We start from the raw sequence: 18,835 nt of genomic DNA on the forward strand, positions 1-18,835 counted from the left end.
CACGCCCTGTCATGCAGCCCACCGTGATCTTCCCGAATCTTCCCGAAGTCTGACGGGCCTCCCCGTCGGATCGTCCGGCAGGAGGCCGGGGGCGCTTGCGCGCGTCCCTGCAGGCGCCGTTGTCGGCAGCAGAAACCTGGTGTGATGCGAGCCGTGTCCTCATGGCGCATCAAGGGGCATGGGGATGCTAAGGGTTCCCTAAGTGTTTCGTTATACTGTTGCGCCTTTCAGAATGCAAAATAATAAAGTTATGCGACTCAATCGCCTTCATGCTTCTTCCGCGACGCTGATCGCGGTCGTGTCCCTCTACTTCACCGTCGCATTCAACATCGCCTTCTACAAGAAGGTCGTCGAGCTCAATGGGGGGCAGACTGGTTCGTGTACTCGCTACCGGTGCTGCTCTTCTTCCTGCTCAATGGTGTCTTCCAGCTACTGGCGGCGCCCTTGCTGCACAAGGTGGTCATCCCGGCGCTGCTGGTGATTGGAGCCGCGATTTCCTACCAGTCGCTGTTCTTCAACATCTACTTCGACAAGCACATGCTCACCAATGTGCTGATCACCGGCTGGGCGGAAAGCAGTCGCCTGATGACGCCGGCGTACTTGGGGTGGATCGCGGGTCTGGGTGTCGTGCCGGCGCTGTTGTACCTCATGGTGAAGGTGGACTACCGTCGCTGGTACAAGGAGATTGCGCAGCGTGCTGTTCTGATTGTCCTTTCGGTACTGGTGATCGGCGGAGTGGCTCGGTACTTCTACCAGGATTACGCTTCGTTCTTCCGCAACAACCGGGACGTGACGCACCTGATCGTGCCGACCAACCTCATCGTGGCTGGCGGATCCAAACTGAAAACCTGGCACCGGGCGCGCATGCCGTACATGCAGCTGGATCTGGCCGTGACGCAGGCCAAGCCCGACAATCACCGCCATTTCGTCGTCCTGATCGTGGGCGAGACCACCCGGGCCCAGAACTGGGGGCTGAACGGCTATGCGCGGCAGACCACGCCCCGGCTGGCCAAGCGGGGAGACGAGGTCATCAACTTCCACGACGTGAGCAGCTGCGGCACATCGACGGCCCATTCCGTGCCCTGCATGTTCTCCAACATGAACCGCGTGGGGTACAACGACGCCCGGGCAGCGCGCCAGGACAACCTGCTGGACATCCTGCAGCGTGCCGGCGTGGACATCTCCTGGCTGGACAACGACACGGGCTGCAAGGGCGTGTGCAAGAACGTGGCAGCGACCGTGGACCTCACCGCGCTCAACCTGCCGGAATTCTGCCGCAACGGTGAATGTCTGGATGACATCCTGCTGCCGGCTTTCGATGAGATCCTGAACAAGGAAAGCGGCAAGGACACGCTGGTGGTGCTGCACACCATGGGCAGCCACGGGCCCACCTACTACGAGCGTTACACGGCCGAGGACCGCACGTTCACGCCCACCTGCGACACCAATGAGATCAACAAGTGCAGCAAGGAACAGCTGGTGAACACCTACGACAACACCATCGTCTACGTGGATCGCTTCATTGATCGGGTCATCGGGCGCCTGGAGAAGCGGGACGATCTGGAAAGCGCCGTGCTGTACGTGTCCGACCACGGCGAAAGTCTGGGTGAGAACGGCGTGTATCTGCACGGTACGCCCTATGGCATCGCCACGAAGGAGCAGACCCAGGTGCCGATGGTCATGTGGTTCTCGAAGGCCTTCCGCCAGAACGAGGGCGTGGACTTCCAGTGCCTGGCCGACCATGCCCGGAAGAACACCTATTCCCATGACCATTACTTCAGCACCGTGTTCGGGATGATGGACATGGCATTGGCGCTGAGCGAGACGTATCGCCAGGACATGGACATCCTGGCGCCCTGCCGGACCCCAAGGCCGCAGGTGCCGGGCAAGGATGCCCGGGCAGATCGGCATCCGGCTGCGCAAAGGTGAATCCTGCCCTGCCGCCCCGTTTCATGGGATGATCGGGGCACAGGGCCATTTCCCCTGAATCAGACCTCTTGCCGTCTACGGGACATAGATCCGCGGGTCCGGAAGCGTCCGGCCACGGCATTCATTCCAGAAGAAAGGAGACAGGACACATGACGATCAGGACACTGGGCGTGATTGGCGCCGGCACGATGGGCAACGGCATTGCGCAGGCCGCGGCTCAGGCCGGTCTGGACGTGGTGATGCAGGACATCATGCCCGAGGCCGTCGAACGCGGACTGGCGGCCATCGGCACGTCGCTGGACCGGCTCATCAGGAAGGAGAAGCTGGATGAGGCCGGCAAGGCCGCCGCGCTGGCGCGCATCCGCGGCACCACCGACGCGGCAGCGCTCAAGGATGCCGACCTGGTGATCGAGGCCGCCACCGAGCGCGAGAGCGTCAAGGCGCAGGTGCTGCGCAACGTGGAGGCGGTGGTGCGTCCCGACGCCATCCTGGCCACCAATACCTCCTCCATCTCCATCACCCGGCTGGCCGCATCGCTGAAGGATCCGTCCCGTTTTGTGGGCATGCACTTCTTCAACCCCGTGCCGATGATGGCGCTGGTGGAGATCATCAGTGGCCTGCAGACCTCGCAGGCCTCCTTCGACGCCGTGACCGGGTTGGCGCATAAGCTGGGCAAGACGCCCATCAGCGTGCGCAATGCCCCCGGTTTCGTCGTCAACCGCCTGCTGTGCCCGATGATCAACGAGGCCGTCTTCACGCTGCAGGACGGCGTGGCCAGTGCCGTCGAGATCGACGAGGGCATGAAGCTGGGTTGCAACCATCCCATCGGACCGCTGGCGCTGGCTGACCTGATCGGCCTGGATGTGGTGCTGGCCATCATGGAAGTGCTGCACGACAGCTTCAGCGATCCCAAGTACCGGCCTGCGCCGCTGCTGCGCGAGATGGTCGATGCCGGCCGCCTGGGCCGCAAGACGGGCCGAGGCTTCTTCGAGTATTCGTGATCCCGGGGCCGGGCTGTCGTCACAGCTGCCACGACGGCGGCCGGCCGGGCGGGCGGCCTTGAAGGGCATGGGCCGATCCGCTATTCTCGGGCGATTCTGCCGCCCGTCGGCGCGGGGGCAGCACCTTCTGGCCACCACGGCCCGGTCGGCTGCGCCGGCCCCTTCGGCTGGTCCGCTCCGCGCCCCGCACGTATCCGTTTCCTCACCATGTCCTCCCTGCTCGAAGACCCTCCCATGCCCACCCGCTCGCGGGGCTGGGGCCATTACCTGCTGCCGGCGCTGGTGCTGCTCAACGTGCTGCTCATGCTGTCGCTGCTGGGCGTGCTGCCGCCGGTCTTCGGGGATCAGCCTGATCCGGGGCGCCTGAGCCGGCAGATCGACGCCGACCGGGTGCGCGTGGTGCCGGGTGGGGCGGCGGCGGCCGAAGCCGCTTCGTCGGCACACAGTGCTGCAGCCGCCCAGGAGGGTGACAAACAGGCGGACGCCGCACCGCAGGGCGCCGTTTCCGGCAACGTGCAGAATGCTTCAGCCCGGTCGGCGGCCCAGGACGAGCGCCAGCCCGCGTCGGCCAGCGCCCCGGACAGGAATGCGTCGGACCGGCAGGGGGCTTCCGCACGGACGGCAGATCGGCCGCATGCGGCACCGTCGGGCGCGTCCCGCAACAGCACATCGGGCGCCGCCTCGGCACGTCCCCGGCAGGACGCCAACCGTCGTCAGGATCAGCAGGCCGGCAACCGCAGCACCAACTGAACGCGGGACCTGCCCCCTGACGGTTCAGCCCACGAACAGCGTCAGCAGCCCGGCGTGGGTGTGGCGCACGTTGCGGTGCACCTCGGCCTCGCTGCAGTAGCCCACCAGCGGAAAGTCTCCCAGCGCCTCGCGGATCATCCGCAGCTCGCTGCCCGGCTCCTGGAACATCGCGTGGGGGCGGGTCATGTCCGTGACGTAGATGCCGCCACGGATCGTCAGCTGCTGGGTCGTGATCTCGTCGCGCAGCTCGGTCAGCATCCGCGCCATGTCGGCACGGGCCGCCTTGGCATCAGGCACGCAGAAGCGCAGTCGCGTATCCGTCTGCATCTCCTGGGTCATGCACAGATTGCCGCCGCTCGGGTCGATGTCTTCCAGCGCGACCAGATCCAGGTCGGCCAGATGGTCCATGTTCTGCCGGTTGTTCCGGCTGATGGCCGCGTGCGCCGTGCGATACACCCCCATGTCCACCAGCACCGCCGGCAGATCCAGCAGGCTCACGTGGGGCGGCATCGGAATGGGGTGATGGTCGAAGAACTCGTCGTCCAGCACGTCCAAGGCGCGCTTGCCGTCCAGTTCCACGATCACGTTGTCGTGCGCCAGCGTGATCTGATGCAGGCCGCCCAGGGGCTTCAGCGCCTGGGTCATGCGCACCTGCAGCAGCACGTGGTCACGGAAGGCCACGCCGGCCAGGGTGCCATCGTGCAGCACGGCATCACCCACGAACGTGGGCAGGGCATGCTGCTTGGCGCCCTGGGTCAGGCCGCCGAAGACGAATCCGCTGCGCACCAGACCAGCCACCTCGTCCAGCTGCGCAGGCAGATCGCCTCGTTGCGAATCGCCATACACCAGCGCCGTCCACCAGGGTGAAGGCATGTCGGACAGTGCCCGGGGCAGTGGATCCTCCGCAGTAAAGAAGCGAGCACTTCCTTTCGGGAAAACGCCCACCATGGCGCAGATGGCAGGTTCCAGACGATAGTCGGCATCCAGGCTCATCACGCCATTGGCCACTACACCCGCCCAGCGCTGAACCCCGGTACGCTGCTGAAGCGTCTCCAGGATCCGGTCTGCCACGTGGTAGAGCGCATTGCCCAGAAACAGGAAACCCAGCTCCTCGGCATCCGGCGCCAGGGGCGCGACAGGAGGGGCTTTCAGGCCGGCAATCACCTTTTCCAGACTGTCCTGCCAGGACAGGTCGGAAGCGTGAGCATGGCGGAAGGGATGCGCATGAGCGGACATGGTGGTCATGGCTCCTGGGGCTTGGGCCCGGTAGAGCGTCGGAGAGGACGGGAACGTGGGCGGGTGGATGCCCTGGCGGAAGCGGCCGCCCTGGCATCGTGTTCGGAAGGGGCGGACGCGTCTTTGGGCGTGTCGGCTGCGGCGGGGGCAGCAGCACCCGGCTGCAGCCCGGTCATGCCGGACAGCTGCGCCAGCTGGGCCTGAAGCACGTCCCACCACTGCTTCGAGAGCTGCTGGGCCGTGTCCATGGCCCCGGTTGCGGAATCCGGACCCGCGGCGGCATGGCCCGGGCTGGATCCCATGGCGGCCTGCGCGGCATCGGGGGACATCAGGGCCGACAGACTGCTCAGCGCCTGCAACGTACCCTTCTGCACTTCCAGCGTCTGTATGGAAGTGCGCAGCATGCCCAGGTTCAGGTTCAGCCACTGTTCCACCGTCCGCAGTTCGGCAATCCGCTTCTCCAGGTCTGCCACGCTCATCGTGGGCGGCAGGGACGATGCCGTCTGCATCGTGCGCCACGCCTGGTTGAAGCTTTCCAGCGGATTGAACATGTTGCCGGGAATGTTGAAGGAAGACAGCGGGTCTGAAGACTGCCCGGCACCGGCCGGAATGTCCTTCATTCTGGTCATGGGGTCTCCTCCTGCAAAGAGCGCGGCCAGGTTGACCGGGCCAATGGACGATGCCGACGGACAGGCGGAAGATGCCGCCGTGCTCCTAGGCAAGCACCTGCTGCTCGATGGCGCCGAACAGCGAATGGCCCCGCGCATCCGCCATGTCGATCCGGATGCGGTCACCCGGCTGCATGAAGGCCGGGCCGGGCTGGGACGATTCCTCGATGATCCGCCGCGCACGGGCTTCCAGCAGCGAGGTCCAGCCGCTGTCCGGATCGGCGTTGGCCATCGGACCCGTGCAGAGGAGGGCGCCCGCATTCACGGGGGCCTGTCGTGACAGGACCTGCAGCAGCTGCCGGAAATCAAAGCGCATGTCGGCGGCTGCGTCGATCTTGCCGGTGGAGCGCCCATTGAAGCGGCAATGCAGTGGCCGGTGGATGCGGCCTGCCCGCCAGTCCTCGCCCAGCTCGTCGGGCGTCACCAGCACGGGCGCCAGGGCCAGCCCCCGGTCACGACCCCGACCGGCCGGATCGCCCGTCACATGCAGGCGCCAGGCATTGGCCAGCCCCAGCAACAGCAGATGACGCTCGGCCTCGTCTTCCGTCAGGTTCAGCGGCAGATCGTTGCAGATGGCCACCAGCTGCGCACTGAAATCCAGCCCGCCCCGGGCCGCCGCCTTGCGGGCCGCAGCCTCGCGCACGGCGGCATCCTGAACGGGCACCGTGCGGTGTGTGCCCGGCGCCGCAGCCTTGGCGTGTTCGTCGACCTCCTCCGCCTCCCTCTCGTCCGCGAAGTCGTCCGGATCGGTCTCCTGGGTGCTGACCGGGCGGCCACCACTGTCCGTGCGCAGGTCCGGATAGCCCATCGAGACCGGCCCCCGGGGCGACAGCAGCGCGTGCGAGGGCGCGATCTTCAGCGGCACCATGTCCTCCGGCAGCGGCGCGTCGGCCACCAGCCGGGCCTTCTGCAGGCGCTTCTCATAGGCGGGGTAGGCGCCCGCCTCGATGCGCTGGAAGGCACGCGGCAGCGGCGACAGATACTCGTCCGGGTCGAAGGGGAAGCTGTTCGGGGCGCGCCCGTGGTTTAGCTCGTCGTACAGATCCTGCAGCTGTGGCGCCATGAACGCCCAGTCGTCCAGGGCACGCTGCAGGGTGCCGGTGATCCGCGAGGCCATCACGGCATGTTTCAGATCGCGCGAGACGACGACCAGCTGGCCGTCACGGGAATCGTCCTTGCGGGTGGCGAGTTTCATGACGTTACATCTTTCCGTTCCGAAAGGTGTATTTTGTCGCAGACGCTCCCGACATGGCGATGTCGCATCGTCGTCGCACGGGACAAAGCTCGGGGATCCGCGCGGATCCCCTGACAGGACCCGCCGGCCGCCCGGGTTGCCAGGCATGCGCAGGCCTGACCGGCGCAAGGCCCGACCCATACTCTCCGCGCCGCAGCGGGTACCATTGGACCACTCCGCAACAACCCCCGGCGTCCACGCCGTTCGAGTGCCATGGCATTTCCCAAAGGACCTCCCAAGCCCTCCTCCGGCCTTTTCTTCTGGCTGGTCATCGCTGTCGTGTCGTCATTGCTGCTGCTCCTGTGGGGCTGGCAGGCCGGCATGCTGGGCAAGGCCGGCAGCTTCCTGTCCGGTCTGATCTCGCCCGCACAGTACGCCGGCTACGGCAAGCAGACCGCCGACAATGACGGTACCGGCCGGCCGGCCCTGCGAGCCGAGGAAGAGGCTGCCCGCCACCGCGCGGACGCTGAACGCAAGGCGCGCGAAGAAGCGGCCGACACCGCCACCCAGACGGCTGACAAGGCAGCAGCTGACAAGGAAGCAGCCGACAAGGCGGCCGCCGAGAAAGCCGCTGCCGACAAGGCTGCCGCTGAAAAGGCCGAAGCCGAGCGCCTGGCTGCCGAGAAAGCGCAGGCCGAGAAGGAGGAAGCCGAACGCCAGGCTGCTGCCGAGGCCGAGAAGAAGGCCGCCGAAGAGGAAGCCGCCCGCAAGGCCGAGGTCGAGGCCCAGAAGAAGGCGGCTGCCCAGCAGCTGGCTGCCACCGAGCAGACGGGTGCCCAGGCTGGCAAGCGTCGCGTCCAGGTGGCTCCGGCCGATGCCGGCGAGGCGGCCGTCAACAAGGAACTGGCGAAGAACTGGCCCCTGGCCCAGCTGCGCAAGTACTTCAACCTGCAGGAACAGGCACGCCGCCTGGTCATCACCGTCGACAACCTGCCGCGCGAGCACGTGCCGTCGCAGCTGCGCGTCACCCGGGGCGTGCCCGAGCTGCTGCGCGTGAAGAAGGAGGGCGAGACCATCACGCTGGATCCGTCCAACTACGAGCGCTATGACCGCATCATCGGCTACGTCGAGAAGATGGATGCGCGCAAGATCGGCCGGCTGTACGCCAAGTTCTATCCGCTCCTGCAGCGCACCTACGAGGAAACCGGCTTCCCCGAGGAGCGTTTCCACGACCGTGTGCTGGCCGCGCTGGACGACATGATGGATGCGCCGCGCCCCACCGGTCCCATCCGGCTGGTGCAGCCCAAGGTGCTCTACCGCTTCGAGGATGATCACCTGGAGAACCTGTCGGCAGGCCAGAAGATCATGATCCGCGTCGGTCCCGACAACGCCGCCCGCCTGCGCAAGGTGCTGGCCCGCGTGCGGGCTGCCATTGCGGCGCATGACCCCGACGAGCAGGAATGATGCCTGGCGGGTCTGAGCCCGCTTCCTGACGTTCCCACGGCGCCCTTCATGGGCGCCGTTTCGTTTCTGCCTCAGGAAGGCGTCGCCAGATAGCATCGAGCTGGACAGTGACACTATTGTGCGGCGCAGCAAACCATGGGAGAATGGGTTTTGTGCGATGCAGCAAACGTCGGGAGCCCTTATGACATCCCGGTATTCCATTGGCTGCACCCTTTTCCGGGCAGGCGTCGCTGCCTGCCCCACCCGATACCGGAGGTCCCCATGTTTCCTTCCATCGATGAGCTGATGAAGGCCCAGGCCGAAGCCTTCAAGACCACCAACTCCGTGGCCACCACGGCCTTCGACGGCGCCCGCAAGCTGCTGGAGCTGAACGTGCAGGCGGCCCGTGCCGGCATGGAAGAGTCCTCGGCCCAACTGAAGGCCCTTCTGGCCGCCAGGGATGTCAGTGCCCTCAACACCCTGCTGGCCGACCTGTTCTCGCAGTTTTCCAAACCTGAAGGCAACAAGGCCGCCGCCTACGTGAAGGATGTCTACGACATCGCCCAGCAGACCCACAGCCAGGTGGCCGAACTCATCGAGAAGCAGGTGGCCAGCAGCCAGCAGCAACTGTTGGCTGCCGTCGATGCGCTGGCCAAGAACGCCCCGGCCGGTTCTGAAGGCGCCGTCAAGCTGCTGCGCCAGAGCGTGGTCGAGGCCAATACCGCCTTCGAGAAAGTCCAGGCTGCCTCGCGTCAGGTGATGGACCTGATCGACGCCAACGTCAACAACCTGGCCAGGACGGGTGAAGCGGCCGCGAAGAAGAAGTAAGCTGATCTCCCCATGTCCAAGAAAGGCCGCAGTGCGCGTCGCGCCTGCGGCCTTTTTGCGTCATGCTGGCGTGGTTGCCGTATCTGTCCTGCCATGGCGCCGTTCTCATGCTGCTGCCGGCACATCCACCGCCACCGCGGCGAGGGGGGTGTGCAACCGCCGCCGACCATACGCCTGCCGCAACTTCGACGGCGATTGTTGCCGGTGTGTCCTGGCCGTCCCTTCAGGCAGGGCTTCTGCGGCCCGCTCTGGCCTGATCGTGTAGTGTGGGGACAGCTTGCCCGGTCGTTCCTTCGGGTTCTTCCTTTCTTCAGGAGACAGCCATGGCATCGAAGCCTTCCTGCTCACGTACTGCATCGGCCCTGGCGCTGGCCGCTTCCATGCAGATGACGACGCCTGCCGTCGCGGATGATTCGACGCCCCGTCTCGGCGTCTCTCCGATCCGGGAAGTGATCCAGGCCATGACCCTTGAAGAGAAAGTGGCGCTGGTGCTGGGGCAGGGCATGGCCGGCATGTCGGGCGGCATGCAGGGGCCGGGGGTCGGGGTCGATACGAACAGCCGGGTTCCCGGCGCGGCCGGCACGACCTTTCCCATTGCACGACTGGGCATTCCCTCGATCGTTATGGCTGATGGACCGGCCGGCCTGCGCATCGACCCGACGCGGGACGATGGGCCGAATCAGACCTTCCATGCCACGGCCTTTCCCATTGCCTCGCTGCTGGCCAGCTCATGGGACGATGCGCTGGTCGAACGGGTGGGGGAGGCCATGGGGGCGGAAGCAGCAGCCTATGGCGTCGATGTCTTCCTGACGCCGGCCCTGAACCTGCATCGCTATCCGCTGGGTGGCCGAAACTTCGAGTACTACTCGGAAGATCCGCTGGTTTCCGGCAAGATGGCCGCCGCCATGATCCGCGGAATCCAGTCACAGGATGTGGTCACGTCGGCCAAGCATTACGCGGCCAACAACCATGAATGGAACCGCAACACCATCAACGTGAAAGTCAGCGAGCGTGCGCTGCGCGAGCTTTACCTGAAGGGTTTCGAGATCGCCGTCAAGGAAAGCAGTCCGTGGACGATCATGACTTCCTACAACCGGATCAACGGAACCTACACCTCGGAAAGCCCCTGGCTGCTGCAGGACGTGCTGCGTGATCAATGGGGCTTCGAGGGCGTCGTGATGACGGACTGGTTCGCCGGTGCGGATGCCGTGAAGCAGATGCAGGCAGGCAACGACCTGCTGATGCCCGGAACCCAGTCGCAGCAGCAGGCACTGCTGAACGCAGCCAGAAAGGGCCAGCTTGATGTGCAGGTGCTGGATCGAAACATCGAACGCATCCTCGATCTGATCATGAGGACCCGAACCTTCCGTCATGAACCCGTCAGCAATAAACCCGATCTGGATGCCCATGCGCAGATCTCGCGCAAGGCTGCCACGGAAGGCATGGTGCTGCTGAAGAACGAGCGTGACGCCCTGCCGCTTGCAGCCGGGAAGAAGCTGGCGATCTTCGGCAACAGTGCCTATGACATCATCATCGGTGGTACCGGCAGTGGTGATGTCCATGAAGCCTATTCGGTGGCATTGCCCGAGGGGATGGAGAAAGACGGATACGCCACCGACAAGGCGCTTTCACAGGCCTATGCCGAACACATCAAGGCGGCAAAGGCACGTCGCCCGGAAACCAATCCCTTCCTGGCGCCGCCACCGCTGCCCGAGCTGGTGCCGACGGTCGAGCAGATTGACGCTGCCGTTGCTGCCAATGATGTCGGCGTCATTACGATCGGCCGGAATTCCGGTGAGTTCATCGATCGCAAGGCGAAGGATGACTTCTATCTGACGGAAGCCGAGCAGACGCTCGTCAGGAATGTCTCGACCGCCTTTCACAAGGCCGGCAAGCCGGTCGTGGTGGTGCTGAACATTGGCGGTGTCATTGAGCTTGCCAGCTGGCGCGATCAGGTCGATGCCATTCTGTTGGCGTGGCAGCCCGGGCAGGAAGCGGGTCATGCCATGGCGGATGTCCTGTCCGGCAAGGTGAACCCATCCGGCAAGCTGACCGATACCTTTGCACTCGATCTGAAGGACTATCCCGCCGCCGAGAACTTCCCCGGCGTGACGCTGCTGGGTCCTGATCCGGCTGCCCGTGGCGGTATCGTCATCAACGATCGTGCTGCAGAGGTGGATTACCGCGATGACATCCGGGTCGGCTATCGCCACTTCAACACCTGGGGTGTCGAGGTGGCCTATCCCTTCGGCTACGGCCTTTCCTACACCCAATTCGAGTACCGGGATCTGAAGCTGACACGTGAGGATGCGGGCTTCACGGCCTCGGTCATCGTCACCAACACCGGCCGTCGTGCGGGCAAGGAAGTGGTGCAGCTCTATGTTTCGGCGCCGAAGAATAATCTGGAAAAACCTGCCGCCGAGCTGCGTACCTATGCCAGGACACGACTGCTGCAGCCGGGTCAGTCGCAGAAGCTTGTCATGCGGGCGGAGCCTCGGGGGCTGACTTCCTTCGATCCTGAGGCTCACCGGTGGGTGGCCCATCCGGGGCGCTACACCGTCAGCGTCAGTGCGTCATCGCGTGATATCCGTCAGCAGGCCCACTTCGACATCAAGGATGAGCTGAGCTTCATGCCCTGATCTTCTGGCGCGTGATGCGTTGAGAAGATCCTTTCGGTCGTTGTATCTCGTTCCGTGGTGAAACGGTGCGTGAGGCTTGGTCATCGAAACTCGGAGACCATCGCAGGGAAGATCGCTGAAGCACGAAAGACCGAAGAAAAAAGGCCGTAGAGCAAAGCACTCTGCGGCCTTTTTTTTGTCATCACGCCATCATTCGGTGGCGTATCACCCCAGTGTGTTTATCCGGCGCATCAGCGCACGGCATCAGTCCTGCGAAGGCGTCGTTCCGACGCCACCGCCAGGACGACCACCGCGTCCGCCGCGGCTACGACGGCGATCGTTGCCGGCGCGTCCGGGCTCACCGGCGCGCGTCGTGGTGCGCTGGCTGGGCGAGCCGTTCAGGTCGCCATGGCTGCGGCCATCGCGTCCTTCGCGCGGGCTGCCTGCTGCACCACGGCCGGCTGCGGGCGCACCCCGCCGTCCGTTGCCGCCCCGACGCTGGCCCGGGGGCAGCGGCGGACGGTCGTTGATGTCGTCGGTGGAATCACCCGGCTGGGCCTGCCAGCCCGTGAAGCCTTCCACTTCCACGCGCGGGATCTGACGCTTGATCAGGCGCTCGATGCCGGTGAGCAGCTTCATTTCCTCGCGGTCCACTAGCGACACGGCCGTGCCTTCGTGACCGGCCCGGCCGGTACGGCCAATACGGTGCACGTAGTCTTCCGGCACGTTGGGCAGCTCGTAGTTCACCACGTGCGGCAGCTCGTCGATGTCCAGACCGCGCGCCGCGATGTCGGTGGCCACCAGCACGGGCAGGCTGCCGTCCTTGAAGCGCGACAGCGCCCGCGTGCGGGCTCCCTGGCTCTTGTTGCCGTGGATGGCCATGGCCTCGATGCCGTCCTTGCCCAGCTGCTCGGCCAGGCGGTTGGCGCCGTGCTTGGTCTTGGTGAAGACCAGCACCTGTTTCCAGCGGCGCGAGCCGATCAGGTACGACAGCAGCGCCCGCTTGCGGGTCTTGGGCACCAGGTGGGCACTTTGCGCCACCAGTTCGGAGGCGGTGTTGCGCGGGGCCACGTCCACCTCGGCCGGGTTGTCCAGCAGGCCGTGTGCCAGCGAGCGGATCTCGGGCGAGAAGGTGGCCGAGAACAGCAGGTTCTGGCGCTTGGCCGGCAGCTTGGCGATGACGCGGCGGATGTCGTGGATGAAGCCCATGTCCAGCATGCGGTCGGCTTCGTCCAGCACGAAGATCTCCACGCCGGACAGGTCGACGGTGCCCTGCTGCACGTGGTCCAGCAGTCGGCCCGGCGTGGCCACCAGGATGTCCACCGGCTGGCGCAGCGCCTGAATCTGCGGATTGATGCTCACGCCCCCGAAGATCAGCACCGAGCGGATGCGCGTGTACTTGGCATAAGCCTTGACCGACTCTTCCACCTGCGCGGTGAGTTCACGCGTGGGGGTGAGGATCAGGCAGCGGGGGCGGCCCGGCTTGCGGGTCTGCATGGGGTTGTCCAGCAGCCGCTGCAGGATGGGCAGCGTGAAGCCGGCGGTCTTGCCCGTGCCGGTCTGCGCGGCGGCCAGCAGGTCGCGGCCGGTCAGCACCACGGGAATGGCCTTGGCCTGGATGGGGGTGGGGTTGGTGTAGCCCACGTCGGCCAGCGCCCGCAGCAGTGGGTCGGCCAGGCCAAGGCCGGAAAAGGATGTGTCAGTGTTCAATGTCAGGCTCCAGCCCGGCAACAAGCCATCCCGGCGCCCGGAACGGGAGCGGGAACGGTCGGCGGGGCCGTGTTGAGATGAGGGAAGGAGGACAATAGGTCTGGTTGGGTTGTCCGGGCTGATACGCCGACAGGCAGGGTGCCCTGGAGCAGTGCCTGAACGCTGTCGTGACGGTGCAGGGACATGCCCTGTCGAGAGAGGCCCGGTACGGCACCACCCGGGCCAGCCTGTGCACGGCGGCCTGGTCCCCGAATGGGTCCGACAGGTCGCATTATACGAGGCGGCAGTACGAAACACCGTGTTTCATGGCGGATCGTTGCGCGCATCCCTGCCAAAAAAGGTCAAATGGTCGCCACGCTTGCCCAATGGCGGCCCGCCTGGCCCTTCAGAACAGATAGCGGCCGTAGCTCAGCAGCAAGAAGCCCAGGCCCAGCATCACCAGGATACCCAGCACGGCAGCAAACCAGAAGAACACCTTGGCCAGCTTGCGCAGAGCGCCGGGTGGCTGGGACGGTCGGGCCGCAGGGCCCTTCCCCTGGGCGGCGGGGTGTCGGACAGCCGGAACCGTGGACGTGGCAGCCTGAGACGCGCCGCCGGCATGGGCTTCGCGGGCGGGGGCAGGCAGGGCCGTGGCGCCTGCTGCCTTCCTTTCTGCTGACGCACCGTCCGCTGCCGGGCCCTCCACGGCCACACGGTCTGCTGCCACACCGTCCAGCGTGGCCATCTTTTCTGCCTGGGCGGATCCGGCCACGTTGACGGATCCGGCAGGAGCCGCCGAATCCTGTCGCGTGGAATGATCCGGGTCGGTGGCCTTTTCTGGCGTGACATCGCGTCTGGCGACGGCGTGGCTGGCAGCGGTCGCGCTGGTGGCCGTGGGGCGGGCGCGGTTCAGGGCGCTGGAACCACCATCCGTGCCCTTGGTGTCACCCGGAACGCCTGGCGCTCCCGATCCGTGGGGTCCACGGGGGCCTTTCGCGCCTCCCGTGCCACCCCTCGTGCCTCCGGGCGTGCCATCCGGGTGTTCCGGGTGTTGGCCCACATAGCCGGTCTCCACCAGCCGTCGCCATCCCCAGCGGATCCAGCCCAGCAGCGAGAACGCCAGCCACAGCGACCACGCCAGCATCATCGTCCGGTAGGCGGTCAGCGACATGGAGATGGCCCAGTCGGCGTCGGGCTGGTTCTGGAAGCGGTCCTGGTACCAGTTCAGCTCGAAGGGCGTGGAGCCGTTGCCACCCACCAGCAGGTCGGGATAGCCCAGCAGTGAACGCTGGATGGTCAGGTACAGCGCGATGGCGGCGAACAGTGTCCACAGCCCCAGCGCAAACGGCATGGTGCTGCGCGCGGCCTGCTCGTCACAGCCCAGGCGTCGCAGCTGCTGCGGCGAGGGCAGCCAGGCCAGCGCAAAGAACCAGCCGACCACGGCCAGCGCGCCCCACAGCGAGATGGGGGCCACGCCCAGCAGCAGCAACAGCCAGCCCAGCATGCCCAGCGGCGTCGTGCGGTGGCGACCCAGCACCATCGACACCGCCACCAGCAGCACGAAGAAGCCCCAGAAGCGCACGGCCGGTCCGATGCCGGTGCCGCCCACCAGCAGCACGACCCGGCTTTCAGGCAGGTTCAGCTGCGTGGTGGCGTTCACGCCCGGCAGGTTCAGGGCCAGCGGCTGCGTCTCGTAGCGGTTGAAGGCGCCATCGGTGCCCTGCGGCACGCGCCAGCGCAGCGTGACGGTGTGCTCGCCCGGAATCACCGGCAGCTCCAGCTGGCCGTCGCGCGCCTGCAGCGGCACCTCGTCGTCATCCAGCCGCATGCCCAGGAGTTCCGCACCGGGCGGCAGCGTGGCACGCTGGGTGCCGGCCAGGCTGGCGCGGAAGCGCAGCGTGGTCTCGGCCAGCGTGCTGTGTGCACCCGGGGTCAGCGTCGTGACATGGCCTTGCAGCGTCAGCGTGGGGCCGCTGACCGTGGTGGGCTGCAGCGCCTGAACCTGCAGGCGCTCGCCCGGCCACGGCTGCCACCAGGGCGCCAGCTGGCCGTCCTGCACGTAGTTTGTGGGCGCCATGCCCTCCCACCGCAGGTGCCAGGTGGTGCCGTAGCGCATGGCCCAGATCTCGATCTGGTTCATGGCTGGCAAGGCCTGCCAGACAAAGTCCGTGCTGATGGGCAGCGTGCTGGCCAGCGTGATGCGCCGGGCGCTGCCCAGCTCGATCTCGGCCACACCATCGCGCACCAATACCCGGTCGTCATTGACCGATTCGCCGGGCAGCAGCGCAAAGCGCACCTTCACCGGCGCCTGGCTTACCGACAGCCGGGAGATGCGCGTTTCCAGCCGCCAGCGCTCGTCCATCACCAGCGTGCGCTCCACCAGTGCAAAGCCGGGCAGGGCGTCGGGCACATGGGCCAGCTGCTTCGTGGCCGGCTCGTCCGCCTTGTCCAGCTTGCGGGTCAGCGTCAGCACGCCGTCATTGGGCAGCCCCTGGGCGTTCAGCGCGCCCGCTGACCACACCGTGCTGTCCACCTGCAGCATGCGTGGCGCCATGGGCAGCGGCAGGCGTACATGCGCCCCCTGGCCCAGCGTACCCTGCAGCTCCACCACATGGATGCCGGCAGGCACCAGCACCCACAGGTCCTGCCCGTCGCCCTGGCGGCTGGCCTCGCGTCGTGTCGTGGCGGGCTGGCCGTTCAGCAGCACGCGCTCCAGCCGCCAGTTGTCCGCGCCGTCATGACCGGGCAGCGGAACCTGCACCGTGGCCTGAGCATGCACCAGCAGCTGCAGCGTCAATCGTTCGGCATCGGCCTTCACCCGTGTCTGCGCTACCGCTGCGCAGTGAGGCAGGCAGCTCGGGGCCGGATACAGATGCTCGCGGATCGCTTCCAGCTGCTCGGCCTTGTAGCCCGAGGCCGCCTGTACCGGCTGAGCCGGCCAGGCCAGGGTAAGGACCGTCAGCGCCGCCAGCATCGCGGTCGTGGCGGTTGTGGCGGTGCTGGCGGTCCCCATTCCGTGCCCCGGTTCCGGATCCTGGGGCCGCTTGGGCAGAAATCCGCCGGGCAGCACCCGGTACAGCGCCCACAGGCTGCCGAACAGCACCAGCAGCCGCACGATCTTCAGGATGCGCGTGCCCCAGGGCGGCAGCAGGTGAACCGTCACCGTCTGGTCGGGCTGCACGTCGCCATGCAGCTCCAGCGTGTAGGCATTCCACGACCAGCCCGGCTCGCCAGGACCGGTCTGCACCGGCATGATGCGGCCCTGGTGGCGAACCGGTTCAGTCGCCTTGCCACGCTTCACGTCGGCGTCGATCGAATCGATCGACGACAGATCGGCCATGGCACGGCTGCGGGCCCGTTTCTGCAGGGTGGCCACTTCGCTGTCAGCGCCGGGGCGGTGAGCCTGCACGTAGTAGCCGGATGTGTCACGCACCCGGGCATGTTCCAGCGACGGATAGATCAGCAGCCGCACCTCGTTCACGGCAAAGGGCGCCAGCACCAGCAGCAGGAAGAGGCACAGGATGCGGTTGCCGGCCTGCAGCCACTTCTCGGGGGCAGAGCCCTTGGGGGCCACCCGCTGGCAGGCCAGCAGTACCAGCAGCAGGATGATCAGCACCCCGGCGCCCTCCAGGTCATACCAGCTCAGCAAGGCCGCCAGCATCACCGTGGTGGCCGACAGTGGCCGCAGCAGCCGGTACGCTGCCATGCCGATCAGCAGCATGAAGAAGAAATCGTACAGACGCCAGCGTGAGGTCCATGTTGCCGGCGTCACGTCGTCCACGCCGCTGGCCGCCAGCAGCGTCCAGCCCGGAGGCAGTTGCAGCGTCGCCTCCACGCCATCCAGCACCGTGTTCCAGCCATTGGCCGGCAGCGTGTCGCTCCGGGACTCCAGTCGCGCCAGTGTGGTCAGCGTCAGGTTCTGGTTGCGCAGTTCCACGCCGGGCGCCGTGTCGGCCGCGTCATGCTCAGCAGCATCATGCGGTTGTTCGGAGGAGGAAGGCGGTTGCAGCAGGCCGATGGGCAGCGCCGTCTCGCCCTGGCGGGCATGGCCCAGCTGCGCCGGCCCCTGCAGCTGCAGGCGCCACGGGGCCGACAGCGTGCCGGTCAGCACGTCCTTCTGCGTGATGCCCTGGCCGTCGAAATCCAGCCACCATTGCCGTTGCAGCTTCAGCGAACCGGCTTCCGGATGCTCGTTGCCGCGCGTCCGATACACCAGTTGCAGCTTGTCCTTGGCACCCACCCGGTAGGCAGGCAACTGACGCCAGTCCTCGGGCACGCGTGCCTGCTGCGCGTCCACGGCTTCCACGCCTTCCACCTGCGCCACATGCAGATCGTTGTGCCCCTCGTAGGACCAGATCTCTTCATCGGGCGCACCGGCCGGCAGGGCCAGCTCGGTCGTGGGCTGCATCTGGCGGGCATCCACTTCCAGGTGCCAGTTGCCGGGCTTCAGTTGTACCTGCAGCCGGCCGTTCGGGTAGAGGCGCGCCGGCAGGTCGCTGCGCAGCGCCTGGGGCATGCTGTTGGCCAGCAGTGCAGCCGGCAGCTCCACCTCGCGTGGCTGGCCAGCCACGTTCAGTTCATAGTGGGTCGTCACCTGACGAGGCACCCCGTCGTCGATCCGGCGACGGACCAGCATCGTCATCGTGTTGCTGATCACATCCGCTTCTGCGGCCGGGCGCGATGCCTTCAGCCACACATGCCGGTTGCGGTCCATCAGCGCTGCCACCGGCTTGCCATTGGCCACCACCGATAGTGTGCCCACCTGGGCCGGTACCCGCACCAGTTGCGGATCGGCCTGCCATTGCAGCGTGCCCGTCAGCACATGCTGGCCGGCCGGCAGCAGCACCTGCGGCTGATCGCTGCCGCCCGTCACCACCAGCGTCTGCCCCTGACGGGTGCGCACCTCGGTCGGCCAGCTGCCCGCCTCGCCCGGCAGCATCACTGCCGCCGGGGCACCGTACACCGTCACGGTCAGCGTGAAGCGTGCCTGCCGGCCATCGATGACCACGGCCAGATGCTCTGGCCAGACGCAGGCACGGCTGCCTGCCTGATCATGCCGGCTGGGGCAGGCCAGCATCTCGTGCCCCTGCATCGCCCAGGGCACCCATTCCTGCAGCTCCCGCGGCAGGCCGTCGGTGCGGGGGGTGATGGGGGCCGGGGAGGCGGGTAGCGAACCGGGGGCAGTAGATGGAGGGGCGGCGTGGACTGATGCTGTGGCCAGCAGGCAGCCCAGCAGCATTGGCCAGACTCGCAAGATCCCTTTGCCATGAACGGCAGGCCGGCGTCTTGATAGGGCAAATAGCGCGAATGGCATCGGGGCCTCCCAGTCAGGAGCGGATGATGTACGTTCATCTTGCCCGGTTCGGCTTCCGTGTGGCGGTATGTGGATGATGGATGGTTACTGAGCGTTGCCCGGTGGCAACGGGAAAGCGCCGGTCTCCATGTGCTGCGGCCACAACAACGTCAGGGGGTGTTCAGGGAGATCTGTACAAGAACGCC

At 66.4% G+C, this 18,835-nt stretch carries 11 protein-coding genes; 6 read left to right on the top strand and 5 right to left on the bottom strand.

The window, feature by feature from the left end:
* Positions 1-378: 378 nt before the first annotated feature.
* The 3 genes from EL249_RS03225 (at position 379) to EL249_RS03235 (ending at position 3,680) form a co-directional block, all read left to right on the top strand.
* Positions 379-1,929 carry a phosphoethanolamine transferase gene (locus tag EL249_RS03225; RefSeq protein WP_005674371.1) on the top strand — a complete coding sequence of 517 codons (1,551 nt, stop codon included), beginning with the start codon at positions 379-381 and terminating at the stop codon, positions 1,927-1,929.
* Positions 1,930-2,078: 149 nt separating this feature from the next.
* The gene (locus EL249_RS03230) at positions 2,079-2,930 is read left to right on the top strand and encodes a 3-hydroxybutyryl-CoA dehydrogenase (RefSeq protein WP_005674370.1); all 852 of its coding nucleotides are present in this window, start codon (positions 2,079-2,081) and stop codon (positions 2,928-2,930) included.
* 207 nt (positions 2,931-3,137) lie between these two features.
* A complete protein-coding gene (locus EL249_RS03235; RefSeq protein WP_005674369.1) occupies positions 3,138-3,680 on the top strand; it encodes a hypothetical protein in 543 nt (180 codons plus the stop codon).
* Positions 3,681-3,704: 24 nt separating this feature from the next.
* On the opposite strand, the gene EL249_RS03240 is transcribed toward EL249_RS03235, so the two are convergent.
* From EL249_RS03240 to EL249_RS03250, 3 genes are all read right to left on the bottom strand, one after another.
* Positions 3,705-4,916 (bottom strand): FIST signal transduction protein, encoded by a 1,212-nt coding sequence (locus EL249_RS03240; RefSeq protein WP_170169594.1) that lies wholly within the window; start codon positions 4,914-4,916, stop codon positions 3,705-3,707.
* Between the two features lie 5 nt (positions 4,917-4,921).
* The gene (locus EL249_RS03245) at positions 4,922-5,545 is read right to left on the bottom strand and encodes a PhaM family polyhydroxyalkanoate granule multifunctional regulatory protein (RefSeq protein WP_005674367.1); all 624 of its coding nucleotides are present in this window, start codon (positions 5,543-5,545) and stop codon (positions 4,922-4,924) included.
* Between the two features lie 85 nt (positions 5,546-5,630).
* The gene (locus EL249_RS03250) at positions 5,631-6,779 is read right to left on the bottom strand and encodes a fumarylacetoacetate hydrolase family protein (RefSeq protein ID WP_005674366.1); all 1,149 of its coding nucleotides are present in this window, start codon (positions 6,777-6,779) and stop codon (positions 5,631-5,633) included.
* Positions 6,780-7,031: 252 nt separating this feature from the next.
* Between EL249_RS03250 and EL249_RS03255 the strand changes: the two genes are divergently transcribed.
* The 3 genes from EL249_RS03255 (at position 7,032) to EL249_RS03265 (ending at position 11,668) form a co-directional block, all read left to right on the top strand.
* Positions 7,032-8,222, top strand: a complete 1,191-nt coding sequence (locus EL249_RS03255) for a DUF3014 domain-containing protein (protein ID WP_005674365.1) — start codon at positions 7,032-7,034, stop codon at positions 8,220-8,222.
* A gap of 261 nt (positions 8,223-8,483) precedes the next feature.
* Positions 8,484-9,029, top strand: a complete 546-nt coding sequence (locus tag EL249_RS03260; protein ID WP_005674364.1) for a phasin family protein — start codon at positions 8,484-8,486, stop codon at positions 9,027-9,029.
* Between the two features lie 323 nt (positions 9,030-9,352).
* Complete coding sequence (locus EL249_RS03265) at positions 9,353-11,668, top strand: glycoside hydrolase family 3 C-terminal domain-containing protein (protein WP_005674363.1); 2,316 nt, start codon at positions 9,353-9,355, stop codon at positions 11,666-11,668.
* A 243-nt stretch (positions 11,669-11,911) separates the two neighbouring features.
* On the opposite strand, the gene EL249_RS03270 is transcribed toward EL249_RS03265, so the two are convergent.
* Positions 11,912-13,357 carry a DEAD/DEAH box helicase gene (locus EL249_RS03270; protein ID WP_083799538.1) on the bottom strand — a complete coding sequence of 482 codons (1,446 nt, stop codon included), beginning with the start codon at positions 13,355-13,357 and terminating at the stop codon, positions 11,912-11,914.
* Between the two features lie 385 nt (positions 13,358-13,742).
* Positions 13,743-18,590: a hypothetical protein gene (locus EL249_RS03275; RefSeq protein WP_126348067.1), complete on the bottom strand. Its 4,848-nt coding sequence runs from the start codon at positions 18,588-18,590 to the stop codon at positions 13,743-13,745.
* Positions 18,591-18,835 lie beyond the last annotated feature (245 nt).

The sequence above is a fragment of the Lautropia mirabilis genome, from assembly GCF_900637555.1.
GTDB lineage: Bacteria > Pseudomonadota > Gammaproteobacteria > Burkholderiales > Burkholderiaceae_E > Lautropia > Lautropia mirabilis.